This is a genomic window from Vibrio celticus, assembly GCF_024347335.1.
Taxonomy (GTDB): Bacteria; Pseudomonadota; Gammaproteobacteria; order Enterobacterales; family Vibrionaceae; genus Vibrio; species Vibrio celticus.
In genome coordinates this window covers 3209750-3227806 of sequence record NZ_AP025463.1, presented here as the reverse complement: position 1 = coordinate 3227806, position 18057 = coordinate 3209750, and the positions used below count along the sequence as shown (strand labels likewise).

Genomic DNA, 18057 nt, shown 5'->3' with positions numbered 1-18057 from the left:
GAATGATATGCCAACGTATCGTTATGTAGGTCGCAGCTCTGATGGTAGCCAAGTAAGTGGGCAATTAGACGCGAATAACGAAGATCTTGCTGCTGAAAGCTTGATGAGTAAAGGGATCATTCCAACCTCGATCAAACTGGGTAAAAGTGGTGGTTCAGTCTTAGATATGGATGTATCGAGTCTGTTCTCTCCGAGTGTACCGTTAGAGGTGTTGGTTCTGTTTTGTCGACAGTTATACAGCCTGACCAAAGCGGGTGTACCACTATTAAGATCGATGAAAGGCCTAACTCAAAACTGTGAAAATAAGCAGTTGAAAGCCGCCTTAGAAGAAGTGGTTGCTGAGTTAACTAATGGTCGTGGGCTAGCGGCATCAATGCAGATGCACCCAAAAGTATTCAGTCCGTTGTTCGTCTCGATGATTGGTGTTGGTGAAAACACAGGTCGTCTAGATCAGGCGTTGCTGCAATTGGCTGGATACTACGAACAGGAAGTTGAGACTCGCAAACGAATTAAGACTGCGATGCGTTACCCAACATTCGTGATCAGTTTTATCTTGATCGCAATGTTCATTCTTAACATCAAGGTTATTCCACAGTTCTCAAGCATGTTTGCGCGCTTTGGTGTCGACTTGCCGCTGCCAACTCGTATCTTGATTGGTATGTCTGAGTTCTTTGTGAATTACTGGGGCTTAATGCTTGGCGTGATCTTTGGTCTGATCTTTGCTTTTAAAGCCTGGGTTAAGACAGACAAAGGGCTAGAAAAGTGGGATCGGTTACGCTTAAAAATGCCAGTCATTGGTGGGGTAGTGAATCGAGCACTGCTGTCACGCTTCTCACGTACTTTTGCTTTGATGCTTAAAGCGGGTGTTCCACTGAACCAGTCGCTAGCGTTATCGGCGGAAGCCTTAGATAACCGTTTTCTAGAGTTGCGAGTTCAAGCGATGAAGTCGGCCATTGAAGCCGGTAGTACGGTTTCATCGACCGCGATTAACAGCGAAATCTTCACACCGCTCGTGATACAAATGATCTCCGTCGGTGAAGAGACGGGCCGTATTGATGAGCTCTTACTTGAAGTGGCTGATTTTTATGACCGCGAAGTCGATTACGATCTGAAAACCTTAACCGCCAGAATTGAACCCATTTTGTTAACCATCGTTGCGGGCATGGTGCTGATTTTAGCACTAGGTATATTCTTGCCGATGTGGGGAATGTTGGATGCAATCAAAGGCTAGGGAATGCTAAATAACCTACAACGCTCACGTTTTGTTATTTGGACTGTGGTTATTCTTTTTCTTATTGTCAGTGTGCTTTCGGCATTTAAAACAGTAGAAGAAGAGGCGACTAATACGGCATTTATCGTCGCGAGTAAGCGGATTTTAGAGCAAGCCAATTTGTTCAAACAGCAGTATTTGTTATCGGGTGCAGGGCAAGAAGAAGGCTCAGCACCCCCAAAGATCTACAGTAGAACTGGATGGGTAACACCTATCCAAGGTACGGAGCGAGACTGTAACTATTGGCTAGATCAATTATATCCTCAAGGGAGCATTTTAGGGCTAAGCTCTCCAAGTGTTGAAGATAAAAGTAATAACATACACTTTCATTGTAGTTATCATTATACTGATAAATATCAGCTGGATATATTGCTCGAAAGAGAAAATTTTAGTGTGAAAGCCAATATTTTGGCTTTGTGAAAATATTGACAGTTTTTTTATGGTTTTATACGAACGCGAATGTATAATGCGTGTTAATAATTAGATTAGTAGGTAGAAAATGCTTAAGAATCAAAAGGGTTTCTCCCTTGTCGAATTAGTCATTGTGATCGTAGTCGTTGGTTTATTGGCGGTTGCTGCCCTACCTCGCTTCTTAGATGTGACAGATGAAGCCAAGAAATCAAGCATTGAAGGCGTTGCTGGTGGTTTTGCGACCGCAGTTTTGTCGGCGAGAGCACAGTGGGAAGCAGAAGCTAGGCCATCAGAGAAGATAGGTGTTGAAACATACAATACCGTAAATTATGATGGTGTTGATTTTTGGTTAACAAGATCTAAGAACAGTAGCAACGTCGATACTGATTTTAGAGACGGCTATCCGTGGACTCTGAACAACAATTCGAGCACAGCGCCACAAGATATTTCAGATAAAACATGTTCTGAACTGATGGAAAACTTGCTGCAAAATCCACCTAAAGTGGGTGAGGTTTCAGTTGTTGCTAGTGACTCAAATTACAAATATTCAGCGCAAGCGAATTCTGGCGATGCAACGTGTACTTACGTTCAATTGGAAGGTAGTACAGAGCATGAATTTGTTTACGAAATTAAAACTGGTCGTGTGACCGTAACTTTGCAGTAAGTCTGCGTAAAATTAAACATAGAGAGAGCTAAACTATGAAAAGACAAGGCGGTTTCACCCTAATCGAACTAGTGGTTGTAATTGTTATTCTAGGTATTCTTGCTGTAACTGCGGCACCACGTTTCTTAAACCTTCAAGATGATGCAAAAAATGCAACGCTTGAAGGTCTAGCCGGTGCTATGCAAGGTGCTGCTGGTATTGTTTATGGTAAATCTGCAATTAATGGTACGGAGACAAGCGGTGCATCTTCTATTATTATCGATAACACTACAGTAGCTACAGTTTTTGGTTACCCAGCAGGAACGTCAGCTGCAATTGGTGCTATTGTTCAAGGTGTTGGCGAAGATGAAGATTTTGAATATCTTGGTCAATCCAGTAATGACGACGCGCTGTTTGGTATTGTTGGTTACGTTGATAGTTGTGTTGTATACGAAGAGGCGACCTCTGTTGCTGAAGCAACAGCGAATGCAGTTGTGAGTACTGCTGTTTGTACTACTCCATAAGCTTAAGTACTTAATTTTAAGGCCAGCACCTGCTGGCCTTTTTTCTATCCAAAGCACATAAATATTAAAACTATTCATATACATAAGATAGAAAGCTTCATTATCTTATATAATCAGTATTCGCTAGGTAGTTAGAGGTTCACTATGGATAGCTGTACCATATCTAAAGGCTTTACTCTGGTAGAGCTGATCATCGTTATCATTATCCTCGCCATCGTATCTATTACGGCTGTCTCACGTATGTCGGGTCGAAGTAGCTTTGAACTCTACGCTTTGCAAGATCAAGCCATCTCAGTTGTAAGGCAAGTTCAAGTCAATCGAATGCAATCAAATATTGATTCGTCATCACCTCTAGATCAAGCTAACTTTCAACTATCTGCCAATGGTAATTGCTTGGGCTCTGCTAATGCGTGCTCCTCTGATGAAAATACAGATCCAAGAAGTGATCGTGTGATGGATGACGGATACTCTTTCGAATACCAGCCAAACCTCACCGAGAATATTCTTGAATTTGATCTCCTTGGTAACCCTTTATTTGCAGCTTCCGCCGGAGTAGGCATTGCAATCAGTGAACAAGGAAACACTAGTAACCGTGTTTGGGTATGTATCAATGAACAAGGATTCGTTTCTGCTGAAATAGGAGGGTGTTGATAATGACAACCAATGCCAAAGGATTCACTTTAATAGAATCAGTGATTGTAATCGTCTTACTGGGGTTTGCGGCGCTTACTCTTTCCTCTTTCCTAGCACCGCAGTCAGCTCAATCTGGCGATGCAAGCTACTACAATCGAGCTTCAGCATTAGGTGGTAGTGTTATGTCTAGGTTACTTGCTCAAAGCTATACGGATATTGATACGTTTGATGGTGAAACGGATCTAAGCAACCTGATAAAAGACGCCTCTACTTACTCGAATTTTCAAATAGAGGTATCTATAGAGGCAGTCTCAGGAGCGAGCAATAACCTTAAATCTGTCATTGTTGAAGTTACAGCGAGTACGCAACCAACAGTGAGCTTTAGTGCTTTTAAGGGGAACTACTGATGCGAATCAAAGGTTTTACATTGATCGAACTGATTTTAGCGATCGTTGTATCTAGTATTCTGTTGCTCGGTTTAGCTAATTTCACGGAAGTGGGTGTAAAAGGTTATTTTGGTACGGTAGAACGTTATCGCTTACAAACTGAAGCCAATTTTGTTGTTGAAAAAATATCGCGTGAGATGAGACATGCGGTACCAAATCTATTCCCCTCTGCAGTATCGAGTGGGTGTGTCTCTTTTTACCCAATCGTAGACTCTGGTTTCTATGTGGAGTCTGGGGCAGATATTAATTTTTTAGTAAGCGATTCAGATAGTGATATTCAATCACTGCAAAATTTATCAATGGTTATCAACCCAACGCGCCCTTACGAAGAAATTAATAATATCGATAATGTATTCCCATTAACTAATGTCAGCCAAGCTACAGGTACAAATGTCTCAGGAGCGGCATTTACCTTGGTCGATCAGACAAGTGATTTGGTGGGAGGATCTGTGAGTAATAGGCATTATATTTTTGATGATGCTAACCCTGTTGAATACTGCCTTTCTGGCGATAATTTTTTAACAAGAGCCAATGGTGGAGCGCCAGTTATCATTAGTGATAAATTAAATGTTGCTCAAAGCTCCCTTTTATATTCTCCGGCTACGGTTCAGCAAAACGGAATTGTAGATCTAACCCTTACATTTACTGTTAATGATGAAACCACGACCTTTGAACAAGAAGTGCAGGTGCTAAATGTCCCGTAATTATCAACAGCGTGGTAGTGCACTTGTCATTGTTATTTTTGTGATTGTTATTGTTGGCTTTCTTGCGACAAGTTTAACGCGTACCAGTTGGTCAACCCACGATACCAACACCCGCTCAGTTATGGGAACTCAAGCTTGGCTGTTGAGTCATTCTGTAAATGAGTATGTGATGACTCAGTTCTATCCTGATCCTGCCGCGTCTTCTGCTGTGTCCGCTTCGTGCGCAAAACCAATGCCTGTCGATATTAGTAATTTTGCTGAGAGTTTAGTTGAAAGTGCGACAGTCTCTTGCGAACTATACCGCTTAGAGTGTGAGAATCGTGGCCGGTTAGGTGGTATGAGTTTTTATATTCTTGAGTCCTCGGTTATTTGTGGTTCGGGAGTTAGCCAAGTTCAACGCAATCAAGAAGTGTGGGTGAGAGAATGATCAAGGTGTTCTATGTATGTCTACTTTCATTAATAGTAGTTTTTATACCTCCAACAGCTATGGCAGCATCTTGCACTGTTACTGGACAAAATGATTTTACCATTAGCTTTACTGTTACAGCCTCGCGAACGTGGCAGTATGTTCGTATGTATAAAAATGCTAATCAGCCTAAAGAGTTTATCTGGTATACAAAGACAGAACAGTCGGGAAATAGTTACATATTTAATGAGCCAGAATTAAACGATGGTCATACATATGAAGTGAAAATAACTCACAGTAAAGATACTGGCGCTAGCGATTATTATTTGAGAGAAATTGCACCTACAGTTGGAGGTTGGGAGCATAAAGATACAAGTTACAAAAATATTACTAACGGTTCCCTATATCCTAACGAATCCTCGAATATGACAATTACTAATATTCGCTGCGAATCAATAGTAAATCCTCCACCGATCGAGCCACCTCCAGTCTTTTACCAAGATGCTCGCTTTAAATTTGGTCAAGTACCCGCCGGCGAGTGTTATAACGGTTGTACGATTAACTTTGATGATATTGAATTTCGAACTACGCCGATTGTATTTCTAATGTCATCAATTAACCGTGATAAATTAAGTGATGATAATCCATCTGCTGCGTTTGTTCAGTCTGTAGGAACTGAAAGCGCAACGATTGTACAGAAAATGCCATTAGGGTTTGATAATAATGAATTCGGCATGGAGCCTATATTTTATTTAGTTGCAGAACCTGGTTATGTTCAGTTTGATCCACGTAGCAATCAAAAAGCTTTAGTAAATACTATCGATACTCAACTTTATCAGAAGGCAGGAGGAGGCGATACAGGCTGGGAAAACGTGGTGTTTGACAGTTCATTTGGAAATAATGAAACTCCTATTGTTTTGACTCAAGTGCAAAAGCTTACTCAAAATGATCTATGGGCGACGTCTGCAATTCAAACAAATAGTGTTTCCTCTAGTGGCTTTAAGGCTGCTTTAGAGTTGGGGCGGCGAAATGTATTTCCTTCAGTGTCTCAAACAATTGGTTATATCGCAGCATTGCCGCAAACCGGAACAACAGAAAATAACGAGGCATTTGTCTTTTCGGCGCCAAGTGGAACATTTAGACAACCTAATTTGTTATCTAATTCGTGTAACACTAATTACTTACCATTAGGTGATGATTTTTCATCTTATGGCGTAATCCTAAGTAAACAAAGCCGAACGGGTGGTGATGGTGGTTGGTTGAGGCTGTGTGATTTAACCAAAGATGATCAGTTTAGTTTTATCTTTGAAGAGGATTACACTGATAGAAAGCATGGCAGACCTGAATCTGTAGGGTTCTTTGCTTTTGCAGAGCCAGAGCCTGTCGATTTTGATGTTTGTCAGTACTTCCCCGAGCCCGCGCAAGGGTGGAAGGGGGAAAATAGTACAATAAATATCAATAATAACATGTCTAGGCTATCCAATTGGTCTGATTCATATCGAGAACTATATACTTATAATCATTTAAGCTACGGTGATTTATTAAGATTGGGTTTTGATAATACATCTACTCCTTGGCAATTAAATGCAAATTCCATTTGTGATGGTATAGGTTGTGATGTGGGAAATGATGATAACAAACTGGAACAAAGAAAAGTCGATTCACCAGAAGGTATTAACTATAAAAATATCCTAGAAAATGCGTTAGAGATAGATGCTTATAATTATCAAAACGTATGCTCTATTTACAATCCAACAAGTTCACAAAACGCAAGCTGTAGTTACCTAGGGGATAATATTTATATTCACAAGGATTTTACTAGCTTAACGATAGATGCTTGGAACAAGGATTTTTCAGTTTATCTTGACGGTGAGTTACAAATAAACCACCTCGAACTGAAAGGGAAAGCGACGTTAAATCTAACAAATAACCAAAAGCTTACAGTCGGTGATTTCACGGTTAATGGTAGTGATGTTGTCTCAATCAAGTATGGTGATTTTGCTCGCATAAATGTTGAGAGCTCATTTGGCAACACTAATTTAGTCAAATATATTCAGGCTGACAGTCAAGCTATGTTGGTTCTATATGGGCCGGAAGCTGACTTTTACTTGAAAAGCAGTGATGAATCTTACATGTATGTGTTGGGTCGAAAGGTAACGATGGATAATGGGATGTATATTTATGGTTCTGTGACCAGTAATAACCTTATTTTTCAGTCTGGTAGCGAAAAAATTGAAAAGCCGAATTACTCGTGTGGTTCCACCCTACCTGTTGTTAAGTATATTGAAATTAAGCCTTCCAATCATCATTTGATATGTGAGGGATCGCCACAGAATGAGGTGCAGGTTCATATATTCGATGAGGAAAATAAGTTGATTGGCGGTTACCAACCAACATTGCTTTCTGGTAATTCAGACCTGGATATTACTTTTCTTTCAGAATCTGGAGGGATTGCTAAATATCGAGTTGACAATGCAGTTGATGAGATCGGTAACTTTACTTTAGATGCTTCACTGGTTGTTGATTCAGTACCTATAAATGCAGAGCAAAAGACGATTAGTTACGTACCGTACAAGTTCGATATCAAACCTAGTGACGCGAGTTCTTGGGAACAACAACCTATCAGTATGACAGCAGGAGCTGGACGTAAAATTGATGTGCGCGTGCTTGGTTGTAGTGGCGCTTCTTCAGCGATTGTCTCTAATTACAGGGCGAATTTGGATAACGATAATGTTGAGATAAAAACGGATCCTGTTGGTGGGAATGGTGCACTGAGCGTTGCTGATATGGATTTTTCTGGTGGTAGTGTATCTGATGTCGTGGTTTCTTTTGATAACTCTGGTGAGTTAACTGCAACCATTTTTGACCGAGGGTTTGATTGCTCGACGCAAACTGATGTTGATTGCCCCATTTACAATGGTTATTTGCAGGGCGATTTTACTATTCAAGCACGCCCTTGGAAAATTGCTGTTTGTGATGTTCTAGGAGAGAATGGCGAAACACTGAGTAGTCCTATTTCAGGTTTCGTCTCATCAGGTAAGCCTTTCGATGTTACGTATAAGCCGATTATTTATAGTATTGGTACCCAAGAATGTAGCTACCCTTTAGCGACAAATTATGCGGAAGATAGTGGCCCGCTTTCTGTTGTTAAAGATCTTGTATATCCGGATCCTAAAACGACTAGTGCTATTTTGGGGAGCATAACTCCTGTAACGAGTGAACCAACTAATTTTTCACCAGGAAGACCCACATTAACGGTTAAGTACAATTGGGATGAGGTTGGTACATTGGAGTTTATTACTCCACCGGTGATCTACTTACAATCCGCTATCGAAGGTGAAGGTAGTTCAATGATTGGCCGCTTCTATCCAGACTATTTTCAAGTGATGAGTAACGCATGGAACGATCCAGACAATCAAAGTTTCACCTATATGAATCAAGAGTTCGATAGTGTAAAAGCTGAAGTAGCAGCGCATAGTTTCTTAGAGAATGAGACGACAAACTATGGTGAATTTGCTGCTGGTCACCAAGCTGTCTTTTCTCTAAAAGATAATGATGGCAGATTGGTTAATGCGGATGCGGCGGATCTGGCTATTGCTTCTTCTTACATAGGAAGTCGCTGGCTGTTATCAAGTTCAGTTATTAACTGGTCGAAGAGAGCGGACCTTGTTCCTGATGGTCCATTTAATGTGAACAATGACGAATTCGATGGAAGTAGCGAGCGAATTACTTCTATTGAAGTATTTAAGTCTCTAGCTCAAGACCCAGTTCAGTTCGCTAATGGTGCTGTTATTCAAAAGTTGCCAGATGAACACCCACGAGTTGTATTCGGCCGCGTAAACATGAATGATGTGGGTGGTGTCGAAGGTAGTGATATTACGGTGCCACTGCAAGTCCAATACTGGAATGGTGACGCATTCGTTAATAACGCATCGGATAGTTTTACTGATATTGATTCTGAGATTGATGGAAGCCCCACAGTTATCTGGCCTGAGGGAGCAACAACTTCAGTTACCTTGCAAGGATATGCAGACGTTAAAAGTGGGGTATCAAATGGTTTTACGGCTAAACAAGATCCTAATTTTATAACCAGGGAGCAGGTTGAAATCTGGCAAGAGCTCAATTCTACGACTAACGCCCTGCCTTGGCTTATGTTTGATTGGGATCAAAATGGTACCGATGAAGAAAACCCCTCCACCGTTGTCACATTCGGTATCTACCGCGGTAACGATCGTGTGATCTACCGAGGTGAAAGTGGCTTAACAGGTCAGCAATAATATAATTTTTGCCCCTTAAGTTAGGAATCTGTAAGAAATTGCGGGTTTCAGTCCATGTTTGTACTTCAATGCCTTGCCGTAACAGCAAGGCATTGGTACATTTAAAACAATTTTTGTCTTCTAATTCTTGCAGGATGAGCGAAGAATATGTTTAAAAAACTTCGTGGCATGTTTTCAAACGACCTATCGATTGATTTAGGTACAGCCAATACCCTTATTTATGTAAAAGGCCAAGGCATTGTTCTTGATGAGCCTTCAGTTGTAGCTATTCGCCAAGATCGTGCGGGTTCTGCAAAGAGTGTCGCTGCTGTTGGCCACGCTGCTAAGCAAATGCTTGGTCGTACGCCTGGTAACATCTCAGCGATCCGTCCGATGAAAGATGGTGTAATTGCCGACTTTTACGTAACGGAAAAAATGCTTCAGCACTTCATTAAACAAGTGCATGACAACAGTGTGCTTAAACCAAGTCCTCGTGTTTTGGTTTGTGTACCTTGTGGTTCAACACAAGTTGAGCGTCGTGCTATCCGTGAATCAGCGCTAGGTGCTGGTGCTCGTGAGGTTTACCTAATCGATGAGCCTATGGCTGCTGCGATTGGTGCTGGCCTACGTGTCTCTGAGCCAACAGGTTCAATGGTTGTTGATATCGGTGGTGGTACTACTGAAGTTGCGGTTATCTCACTAAACGGTGTGGTTTACTCGTCTTCTGTACGTATCGGTGGTGACCGTTTTGATGAAGCGATCATCAACTACGTTCGTCGTAACTACGGCAGCTTGATCGGTGAAGCGACAGCAGAGAAGATCAAACACGAAATCGGTTCAGCTTACCCAGGCGATGAAGTCAATGAGATCGAAGTACGTGGTCGTAACCTTGCAGAAGGTGTGCCTCGTAGCTTTAGCCTAAACTCAAACGAAATCCTTGAAGCACTTCAAGAGCCTCTATCTGGCATCGTATCTGCAGTGATGGTTGCACTTGAACAGTGTCCACCAGAGCTGGCTTCTGATATCTCAGAAAACGGTATGGTACTAACAGGTGGTGGTGCACTACTTAAAGACCTTGATCGTCTGTTAACAGAAGAAACAGGTATCCCTGTTGTTGTTGCAGAAGAGCCATTAACGTGTGTTGCTCTAGGTGGCGGTAAAGCTCTAGAGATGATCGACATGCACGGCGGCGATCTGTTCAGCGAAGAATAATATCTAGTGTTAGGCTCTTTTATTATCTAGTTTTATGTAAAGAGCCTAGGACCTTGTCTATAGGATCAAATGTAGCTCTAGGACCAAATATAGAATGAAGCCAATTTTTGGTAGAGGTCCCTCTCTACAATTGCGCCTGTTTTTTGCTGTAATTTTATCAGTCAGCCTTATGCTGGCTGATAGTCGTTTAGATGCTTTCTCAAATGTTCGCTATCTATTAAACAGCATGGTTGCGCCTATTCAATATGCAGCCAACTTGCCTCGCACTATGTTCGATGGTGTTTACGACCGTTTTAGCACTCGCAAAGGGTTAATTGAATCCAACCATAATATTAAACGAGAAGTCTTGCGTCTTAAGAGCGAGCTGATTCTGCTTGAGCAATATCAAGAAGAAAACAAGCGCCTTCGTAAGCTGTTGGGGTCTCCGTTTATCCGTGATGAGAAGAAAGTCGTCACAGAAGTTATGGCGGTAGACACTTCACCCTATCGTCATCAAGTCGTGATCGACAAAGGTCAGATTGATGGAGTGTATGAAGGTCAGCCTGTGATCAATGAAAAAGGCATCGTCGGCCAAGTCACTTTCGTTGCTGCTCATAACAGTCGTGTGTTACTACTCACTGATGCAAACAATGCGATCCCTGTACAGGTTATTCGTAATGACATCCGTGTGATTGCTTCGGGTAATGGCATGATTGATGAGATCCAACTAGAGCACATTCCAACCAGTACCGATATACAAGAAGAAGATCTGTTGGTGACATCGGGTCTTGGTGGTGTATATCCAGAAGGTTATCCAGTCGCCTATGTTACTGCCGTTGATTACGACCCGAAACGTGAATTCGCTGTGATTAAAGCAGAGCCTGTGGTTGAGTTCGATAAGCTCAGATACCTGCTGCTTGTATGGCCTGATGAAAACAAACAGATGCAAGCGGATCAATCGAGCATAGAACAAGCATTGTTAGAGGGCGAAGATGGCCAATAGCGTTTTGAGAAGCAAGGTAGTAATTTTCTGCTCATTTTTAATAGCTCTGATTCTGCAGACGATCCCTTGGCCTGGTAGCTTAGATCTCTTTAGACCATCTTGGTTACTGCTGGTTACGTGTTACTGGGTTTTGGCTCTACCGCATCGTGTTAACGTGGGTAGTGCTTTGATTCTAGGCTTATTGTGGGACCTTTTGATCGGCTCTACTCTGGGTATTCGAGGCATGATGATGGCAATAGTGATGTACATTATTGCGATGAACTTCCTCGTCATTCGTAACATGGCGTTATGGCAGCAAGCGATGATCATTGCCGCGTTAACGGTCTTGTTTGAGGTGTTGATCTTCTTTGGTGAATATTTGATCCAAGATGTTGTTTTCAATCCGTTATCGTTATGGAGCGCATTGATAAACTGTATACTTTGGCCTTGGATGTTTTTATTAATGAGACGCGTGCGTCGTCATTGGCATGTGAGGTAGCGTGACGATGGAAAAGAAACATTTAGTTTTGGCATCCGGTTCTCCGCGCCGCAAAGAATTACTATCTCAACTCGGTTATGAGTTTTCTGTCCTCGTAACCGATGTTGAAGAGTGTAAACACGCTCAAGAAACCGCCGAAGAATATGTTAAGCGACTATCTTTAGATAAAGCTTTAGCTGCGTTGTCTTTATTGAAAGATAACCTTTCTGAAAGGCAGCATGTCGTTCCTAGTTCTGATACTGTAGTTCTTGGCTCTGATATAGTCGTTCTTGGTTCTGACACAGTCGTCGTAAGCCAAGAGCACGTGCTTGAGAAGCCCACCGATTTTGCTGACTCTAAGCGCATGCTTACTCAGTTAGCGAATGAACGTCACCAAGTGATGACTGCGGTTTCTGTGGTTTCAGAAGAAAAACAAAGAACAGAAATCATTATTACCGACGTATGGTTTAAACCCCTCAGTGAAAAAGAAATAGAACAATACTGGCAAACAGGGGAGCCATGCGATAAAGCCGGTAGCTATGGGATCCAAGGTTTGGGTGGACGCTTTGTTACCCGAATCGAAGGTAGTTATTACGCCGTTGTCGGCTTACCTTTATTTGAAACGGACCAGCTACTGCAAGAATTCTTATAATTACTAATCTGAGGTGCACCATGAGTGCTGAATTGTTGCTGAACGTGACCCCGAGTGAAACTCGTGTGGCCATGATTGAAGGGGGGGCTCTTCAAGAGATCCATGTCGAACGAGATGCTCGACGTGGTATCGTAGGAAATATCTATAAAGGACGTGTAAGCCGTGTTCTTCCGGGAATGCAGGCGGCTTTTGTGGATATAGGCCTTGAGAAAGCAGCTTTTTTACACGCCTCTGATATTGTCCCACACACTGAATGTGTCGCTGAAAACGAAAAGAAGCAATTTCAGGTTCGTGATATTTCAGAGCTTGTTCGTCAAGGGCAAGACATTGTGGTGCAAGTGGTCAAAGACCCTCTTGGCACTAAAGGTGCCCGCTTAACCACTGATATTACTCTACCGTCTCGTTATCTGGTATTTATGCCGGGCGCAAGTCATGTTGGTGTATCTCAACGTATCGACAGCGAGTCTGAACGTAACCGTCTTAAAAAAGTCGTGTCTCGTTACTGTGACGAACACGGTGGCTTCATCATCCGCACAGCAGCAGAAGGTGCAGACTCAAATGAGTTGGCACAAGATGCCGCATTCTTGAAGCGATTATGGCTAAAAGTATTAGAGCGTCGTGGTAAACACAAAGCGCGCACTCGTCTTTATGGTGAGCTTTGCCTAAGCCAACGCATCTTACGTGACTTCGTCGGTACTGAGCTGAGCAAGATTCAGGTCGATTCTCGTCTAGAATATGAAAACCTAAAAGAGTTTACCTCTGAATACGTGCCTGAGCTTACAGACAAGCTTGAGCTGTATGAAGGTGATAAGCCTATCTTTGATATGTACGATACCGAGAACGAAATTCAACGTTCATTGGATCGTAAAGTCGAATTAAAGTCTGGTGGATATCTGATTATCGACCAAACTGAAGCGATGACTACTGTTGATATCAACACTGGCGCGTTTGTTGGTCGTCGTAATCTAGAAGAGACGATTTTCAACACCAACGTAGAAGCGACACAAGCAATTGCTCGTCAGCTGCGTTTGCGTAACTTAGGTGGCATCATCATTATCGACTTTATCGATATGTTGTCTGAGGAACATCGTAAGCGAGTACTAACTTCTTTAGAGGCTGCGCTCGACAAAGACCGTGTGAAAACCAATATTAATGGCTTCACACAGCTTGGTTTGGTTGAGATGACTCGTAAACGTACTCGTGAAAGTATTGAGCATATTCTGTGTTCGAGCTGTCCTGCTTGTGAAGGCCGTGGCAGTGTGAAGACAGTTGAAACCGTTTGTTATGAAATTCTTCGAGAGATCACGCGAGTGAACCGTGCGTACGACGCCGATAAATTTGTGGTCTATGCGGCAGCTGCCGTAGCTGAGGCGTTAGAGGGCGAGGAATCTCATGCGCTTGCGGAGCTTGAAGTCTTCATTGGTAAGCAAGTTAAAATCCAGGCTGAGCCTCTGTACATACAAGAGCAGTTTGATGTTGTTATGATGTAATGGAAATTTTGTGAGCTCAAGCGTTACTTTGATTCTACGTGCATGTTTATGGTTAGTGGTTACTCTCTTAGTAACGCTAGCCATTGCCGTTACTACACTGCGTGTAGCCTTACCCAATTTAAACAAGTATCAATCTGAAATTGAGCTTTGGGTAAACCAACATTCCGGTTTTGATTTTTCGATTCAAGACGTGGGCGGTTTTTGGCGTAACACTCACCCCTCTATTGTTCTGCAAGGCGTTAAAGCCAGTCTTCCTAATGCAGAAGATGTGAGCTTTTCTGTCGAGCGTGTTGAAGTCGAGTTTGACTTGATTCAATCGGTTGTGCAGATGCGTCCGGTTGTGGCCGACTTGGTCATGAATCAAATGTATCTTGATATCCGCTCAATTGATCTGTTTGCCGGACAAAACGGAAAAGACGAGCCTAAAGATTCTGGCTCTTCCCTGCGAGCGATGCAAGAGCTCGATAATTTACTGCTAAAAACACTAGTCGATGTAACTGCAAAAGATTCTTCTATTCTTTATCACTCTGTTTCGGGTGAAGAACGTCAGCTCGATATAGAAACCTTAAAATGGCAAAACTCAGACAAACATCACCTTGCGGAAGGTGTGGTGAGTATCAAAGATGCCAATCTAAACTCTCTGTCAGTGAGTGCTAACTTTATTGATGGGGGGTCACTGACTGATGTGACTGGTGAGTTTTATGTCAGTGCCGACAGCATTTCGGTTAAGCCATGGCTTACGCATTATATGCAGGCGGAATCCGGCATTGAAACGGGTACTGTGAGCTTAAATAGCTGGCTTACGCTGCGAAATAGCAAACCAGTAAGCGCTTATGTTGAGGTGTTACCCTCAGAATTGACGTGGAACGAAGATGGCGAGCATGACCTCATGCTTGAGTCCGGTGTCTTTAAGTTATCTCCGACTGATGATGGTTGGCAAGTAAATGGTCACTCACTAAACCTTAGAACGGATGACACACCTTGGCCGGAACTCGACGTAGCGTTCAAGTGGAACCAAGGTCCATGGCAACTCAACGTTTCCGAGTTGGATATTGCGACCATTACTCCGTTGATTAAGCTACTGCCTGACTCTGAACAATCAACCAAAATGATTAACATATTGGCGCCGGGCGGCACTGTTTCTGATATCCGTGTCTCTATGGATTCAGGAATTGACAGTTTACGTTATTCAGCCAGTTTTTCTGATCTTGCTATCGAGCAGTGGGAGTTAGTCCCAGGCTTTAGCCAAGTGTCCGGCAGTGTGTTCGGTTCGACTTCGGAAGCGAAAGCTAGCCTGCACGTTATTGACGATGTGTTTCCTTATGGTGACGTCTTCCAAGCGCCTTTGAATATCAAACAAGGTCAGGTTGATATTGTTTGGCAGCAAGATGAAAACGGCTGGAAGCTTTGGTCGGACAAAATCACAGCGGCAACGCCAGATTTACAAGTACTAGGCGCATTCCGCTTAGACTTCCCAAAAGATGCGAGCCCGTTTTTATCCTTCTACGGCGAAGCGGACGCTTACAATGTCGGTGAAACATGGCGCTACTTACCTACACTGGCTCTTGGGCAAGATCTAACAGACTACCTTTCAACTGCGATTCAAGCCGGTAAAGCGGATACCGTAAAACTGTTGTGGCATGGTGATTTGTCTCAATACCCATACACTAACCACGATGGTATTTTCCAGGTTTGGGTTGGCTTAGAAGATGCGAAATTCAGCTTTGATACCGCGTGGCCATTGATTACTGAGCTTCAGCTTGATCTGTTGTTTGAAAATGATGCGATGCATCTGGATTCTCGTTCAGCTCAACTGATGGATGTGACAGCCGACCGGATCACTGGACGCATTCCTTATTTAGGGGAAGGCGGACATATTGAGATTGAAGCTAAAGCGACGGCGTCAGGCAATGCAGTGCGCGATTACATGACGTCTTCGCCACTGGTGGGTTCAGTAGGCGCAGCGTTAACCGCACTTCAAGTGAGTGGTAATGTCTCTTCTGAGTTTCAGCTGAATATTCCGTTTGATTCTGAAAAAGAAGCAAGAGCGTGGGGTTATGCCGACTTAAGTGGCAACCATGTTGAGATTGAAGCGCCGCCAATGGTGCTTGAGAACACTACGGGTCGCATTGAATTTGATAATGACGTAGTGACGGCAAATGGCCTCGCTGCAGACTTGCTTAACCAAGGTATCTCGCTTGATTTTAAAGGCCTGAATGATGGTCCTGGCTATGCAGTTGATATTGATGTGTTAGGTGATTGGGACGTTAAGCCTCTAGAACCTTACATTGGTGAGCAATGGTTAAGTCGCTTGTCAGGTCATGCGCAATGGCAAAGCCAGATTGATATCCAACTTAATGATATCGGCTTTACTTACCAACTTGATTTACAGTCTGATCTAAAATATCTGGCGAGCGATTACCCGTATCCACTGGCGAAAAAATCACTAGAAAGTGGCTCTGCAAGGCTACAGGCATCGGGCAATCAAGAAGCGATTACCGCGCGTCTGCAATTACCAAACACCAAGTACCAAGCTGAGATTGATATTACAGGTGATGTTCCTGAGTTAACGGCGACCAACTTAGTGCTCGGTCGCGGTGGCTACAAAATTAGCCCGGTTGTTGGCCATCACGCACTGATTCGTACTGACAAATTCAATGCCGATGATTGGTTATCGGTTGTAATTGAACCGGTAAAGCCTTCAACGGCTGTGCTTAGTCAAATGAACACGCCAACCATACCTGCGCCAAGCCGTATTACCTTTGAGAGTAAAGAGCTGATCTTAGGCGGTATTTCTTGGAATGATGTCGATTTTAGTGCTCGTAAGAACAAACAAGCGTGGCAAATGGAAGTGTCTAGCCAAGAGCTGGAAGGGGATATTAACTACCTGCCTCCTTATGATTTGACGGTTTCATTGGATCGTCTGCATCTGTTTGTTCCTGAGTGGAGTGATAAGAACAACCAAGATCAGCAGCTGCTGCAACGTAAAGAACAAGCTGCGCCATTGATCTCCAAATTGGATAGAGAGATCCACGATGCGATGCCAAACCTGACCCTGACGTTGAACGATTTTTGGCTACAAGGCTACAAGGTTGGTAAGGTCGATGTTGAAATGACGAGGAACGAAGACCGTATCGAGTGGAACAAAATCCAGGTTCGAAGCGGCGGCAACAAAGCGGATGTGAGTGGCTGGTGGGAACTGCAAGGTGACAAGAGTCATTCATCGTTAACCGTGGATGTTGAAGGTGAAAACAACAGTGAACTCATGGAGCGCTTCGGTATTACTTCCGGGATTCAAAAGGCGCCATTTGCGTTGGAAGGTCAACTGAATTGGGATGGCTCGCCTTGGGGTATCAAAATGGATACCCTTGATGGCAACGTTAAAACCAAGTTTGGTAAAGGCATTATCTCGGATGTGAGCGGTGCAGCTCGATTGCTTGGTCTGTTTAGTTTAGATTCGATCATCCGTAAGATGCAGCTCGATTTCTCAGACGTGTTTGATAAAGGTATGGCCTTCAATAGCATTACCGGAACGGGCGAGATTCAAAATGGTATCTTTCTGACCAATGATCTGAATATGGATGCGGTCGCCGGTGAGATGAAAATCAAAGGTATCGCTAACCTCAACACGCGTCAGGTTGATGCTGAGGTGAACTTTACCCCAGATATTACCTCGGGTATTCCTGTGTTAACGGCCTTTGCGGTAACCCCTCAAACGGCACTGTACGTATTGGCGGTGACCACAGTTATTTCGCCAGTTGTGGAAGTCTTTACCCAAGTAAATTATTCGGTGAAAGGACCATTGGATTCACCAACGGTGAGTGAGCTTTCTCGTAGCTCTGGCGAGTTCGAGCTACCAGAGAAGCTGAGAAAATTAGCCGAATAAACCTTAAATTAGCCGAAAAGACCTTAGTATCCTAATCAGCTAATATACGGTGAAATGCTGATTTCTGAATCATAATGAATGGAGG

Annotated in this window: 15 protein-coding genes; all 15 read left to right on the top strand. The window is 43.1% G+C overall.

Features of this window, described 5'->3' with window-relative positions; all coding sequences use genetic code 11:
• Positions 1-7: 7 nt before the first annotated feature.
• The 15 genes from OCV19_RS14420 to OCV19_RS14350 all read left to right on the top strand — a co-directional run bounded on the left by OCV19_RS14420 (position 8) and on the right by OCV19_RS14350 (position 17972).
• Positions 8-1231: a type II secretion system F family protein gene (locus OCV19_RS14420; RefSeq protein ID WP_048657953.1), complete on the top strand. Its 1224-nt coding sequence runs from the start codon at positions 8-10 to the stop codon at positions 1229-1231.
• A gap of 3 nt (positions 1232-1234) precedes the next feature.
• Positions 1235-1690, top strand: a complete 456-nt coding sequence (locus OCV19_RS14415) for an MSHA biogenesis protein MshF (RefSeq protein WP_065676166.1) — start codon at positions 1235-1237, stop codon at positions 1688-1690.
• Between the two features lie 79 nt (positions 1691-1769).
• The gene (locus OCV19_RS14410; protein WP_065676165.1) at positions 1770-2345 is read left to right on the top strand and encodes a prepilin-type N-terminal cleavage/methylation domain-containing protein; all 576 of its coding nucleotides are present in this window, start codon (positions 1770-1772) and stop codon (positions 2343-2345) included.
• Positions 2346-2380: 35 nt separating this feature from the next.
• The gene (locus OCV19_RS14405; protein ID WP_065676164.1) at positions 2381-2848 is read left to right on the top strand and encodes a type II secretion system protein; all 468 of its coding nucleotides are present in this window, start codon (positions 2381-2383) and stop codon (positions 2846-2848) included.
• Positions 2849-2992: 144 nt separating this feature from the next.
• Positions 2993-3499 (top strand): prepilin-type N-terminal cleavage/methylation domain-containing protein, encoded by a 507-nt coding sequence (locus tag OCV19_RS14400; RefSeq protein ID WP_065676163.1) that lies wholly within the window; start codon positions 2993-2995, stop codon positions 3497-3499.
• A 2-nt stretch (positions 3500-3501) separates the two neighbouring features.
• On the top strand, positions 3502-3888 hold the full coding sequence (locus OCV19_RS14395; RefSeq protein WP_016797206.1) for a type IV pilus modification PilV family protein: 387 nt from the start codon (positions 3502-3504) through the stop codon (positions 3886-3888).
• Entirely contained in the window at positions 3888-4631 is a 744-nt protein-coding gene (locus tag OCV19_RS14390; RefSeq protein WP_065676162.1) for a PilW family protein, read from the top strand. Before OCV19_RS14395 ends, OCV19_RS14390 begins: the two co-directional genes overlap by 1 nt.
• The gene (locus OCV19_RS14385) at positions 4621-5058 is read left to right on the top strand and encodes an MSHA biogenesis protein MshP (RefSeq protein ID WP_065676161.1); all 438 of its coding nucleotides are present in this window, start codon (positions 4621-4623) and stop codon (positions 5056-5058) included. Before OCV19_RS14390 ends, OCV19_RS14385 begins: the two co-directional genes overlap by 11 nt.
• Complete coding sequence (locus OCV19_RS14380) at positions 5055-9314, top strand: DUF6701 domain-containing protein (RefSeq protein ID WP_240508198.1); 4260 nt, start codon at positions 5055-5057, stop codon at positions 9312-9314. The genes OCV19_RS14385 and OCV19_RS14380 overlap by 4 nt, the downstream gene beginning before the upstream one ends.
• Before the next feature lie 147 nt (positions 9315-9461).
• Positions 9462-10505: a rod shape-determining protein gene (locus OCV19_RS14375; protein ID WP_017068734.1), complete on the top strand. Its 1044-nt coding sequence runs from the start codon at positions 9462-9464 to the stop codon at positions 10503-10505.
• Between the two features lie 94 nt (positions 10506-10599).
• Positions 10600-11487, top strand: coding sequence for a rod shape-determining protein MreC (gene mreC, locus OCV19_RS14370; protein WP_065676160.1), 888 nt, complete (start codon positions 10600-10602; stop codon positions 11485-11487).
• On the top strand, positions 11477-11965 hold the full coding sequence (gene mreD, locus OCV19_RS14365) for a rod shape-determining protein MreD (RefSeq protein WP_017061361.1): 489 nt from the start codon (positions 11477-11479) through the stop codon (positions 11963-11965). Before mreC ends, mreD begins: the two co-directional genes overlap by 11 nt.
• Positions 11966-11972: 7 nt before the next feature.
• Positions 11973-12596, top strand: coding sequence for a Maf family protein (locus OCV19_RS14360; protein WP_065676159.1), 624 nt, complete (start codon positions 11973-11975; stop codon positions 12594-12596).
• A 20-nt stretch (positions 12597-12616) separates the two neighbouring features.
• Complete coding sequence (gene rng, locus OCV19_RS14355) at positions 12617-14086, top strand: ribonuclease G (protein ID WP_050634998.1); 1470 nt, start codon at positions 12617-12619, stop codon at positions 14084-14086.
• A 10-nt stretch (positions 14087-14096) separates the two neighbouring features.
• The gene (locus OCV19_RS14350) at positions 14097-17972 is read left to right on the top strand and encodes a YhdP family protein (RefSeq protein ID WP_065676158.1); all 3876 of its coding nucleotides are present in this window, start codon (positions 14097-14099) and stop codon (positions 17970-17972) included.
• Positions 17973-18057: the final 85 nt, after the last annotated feature.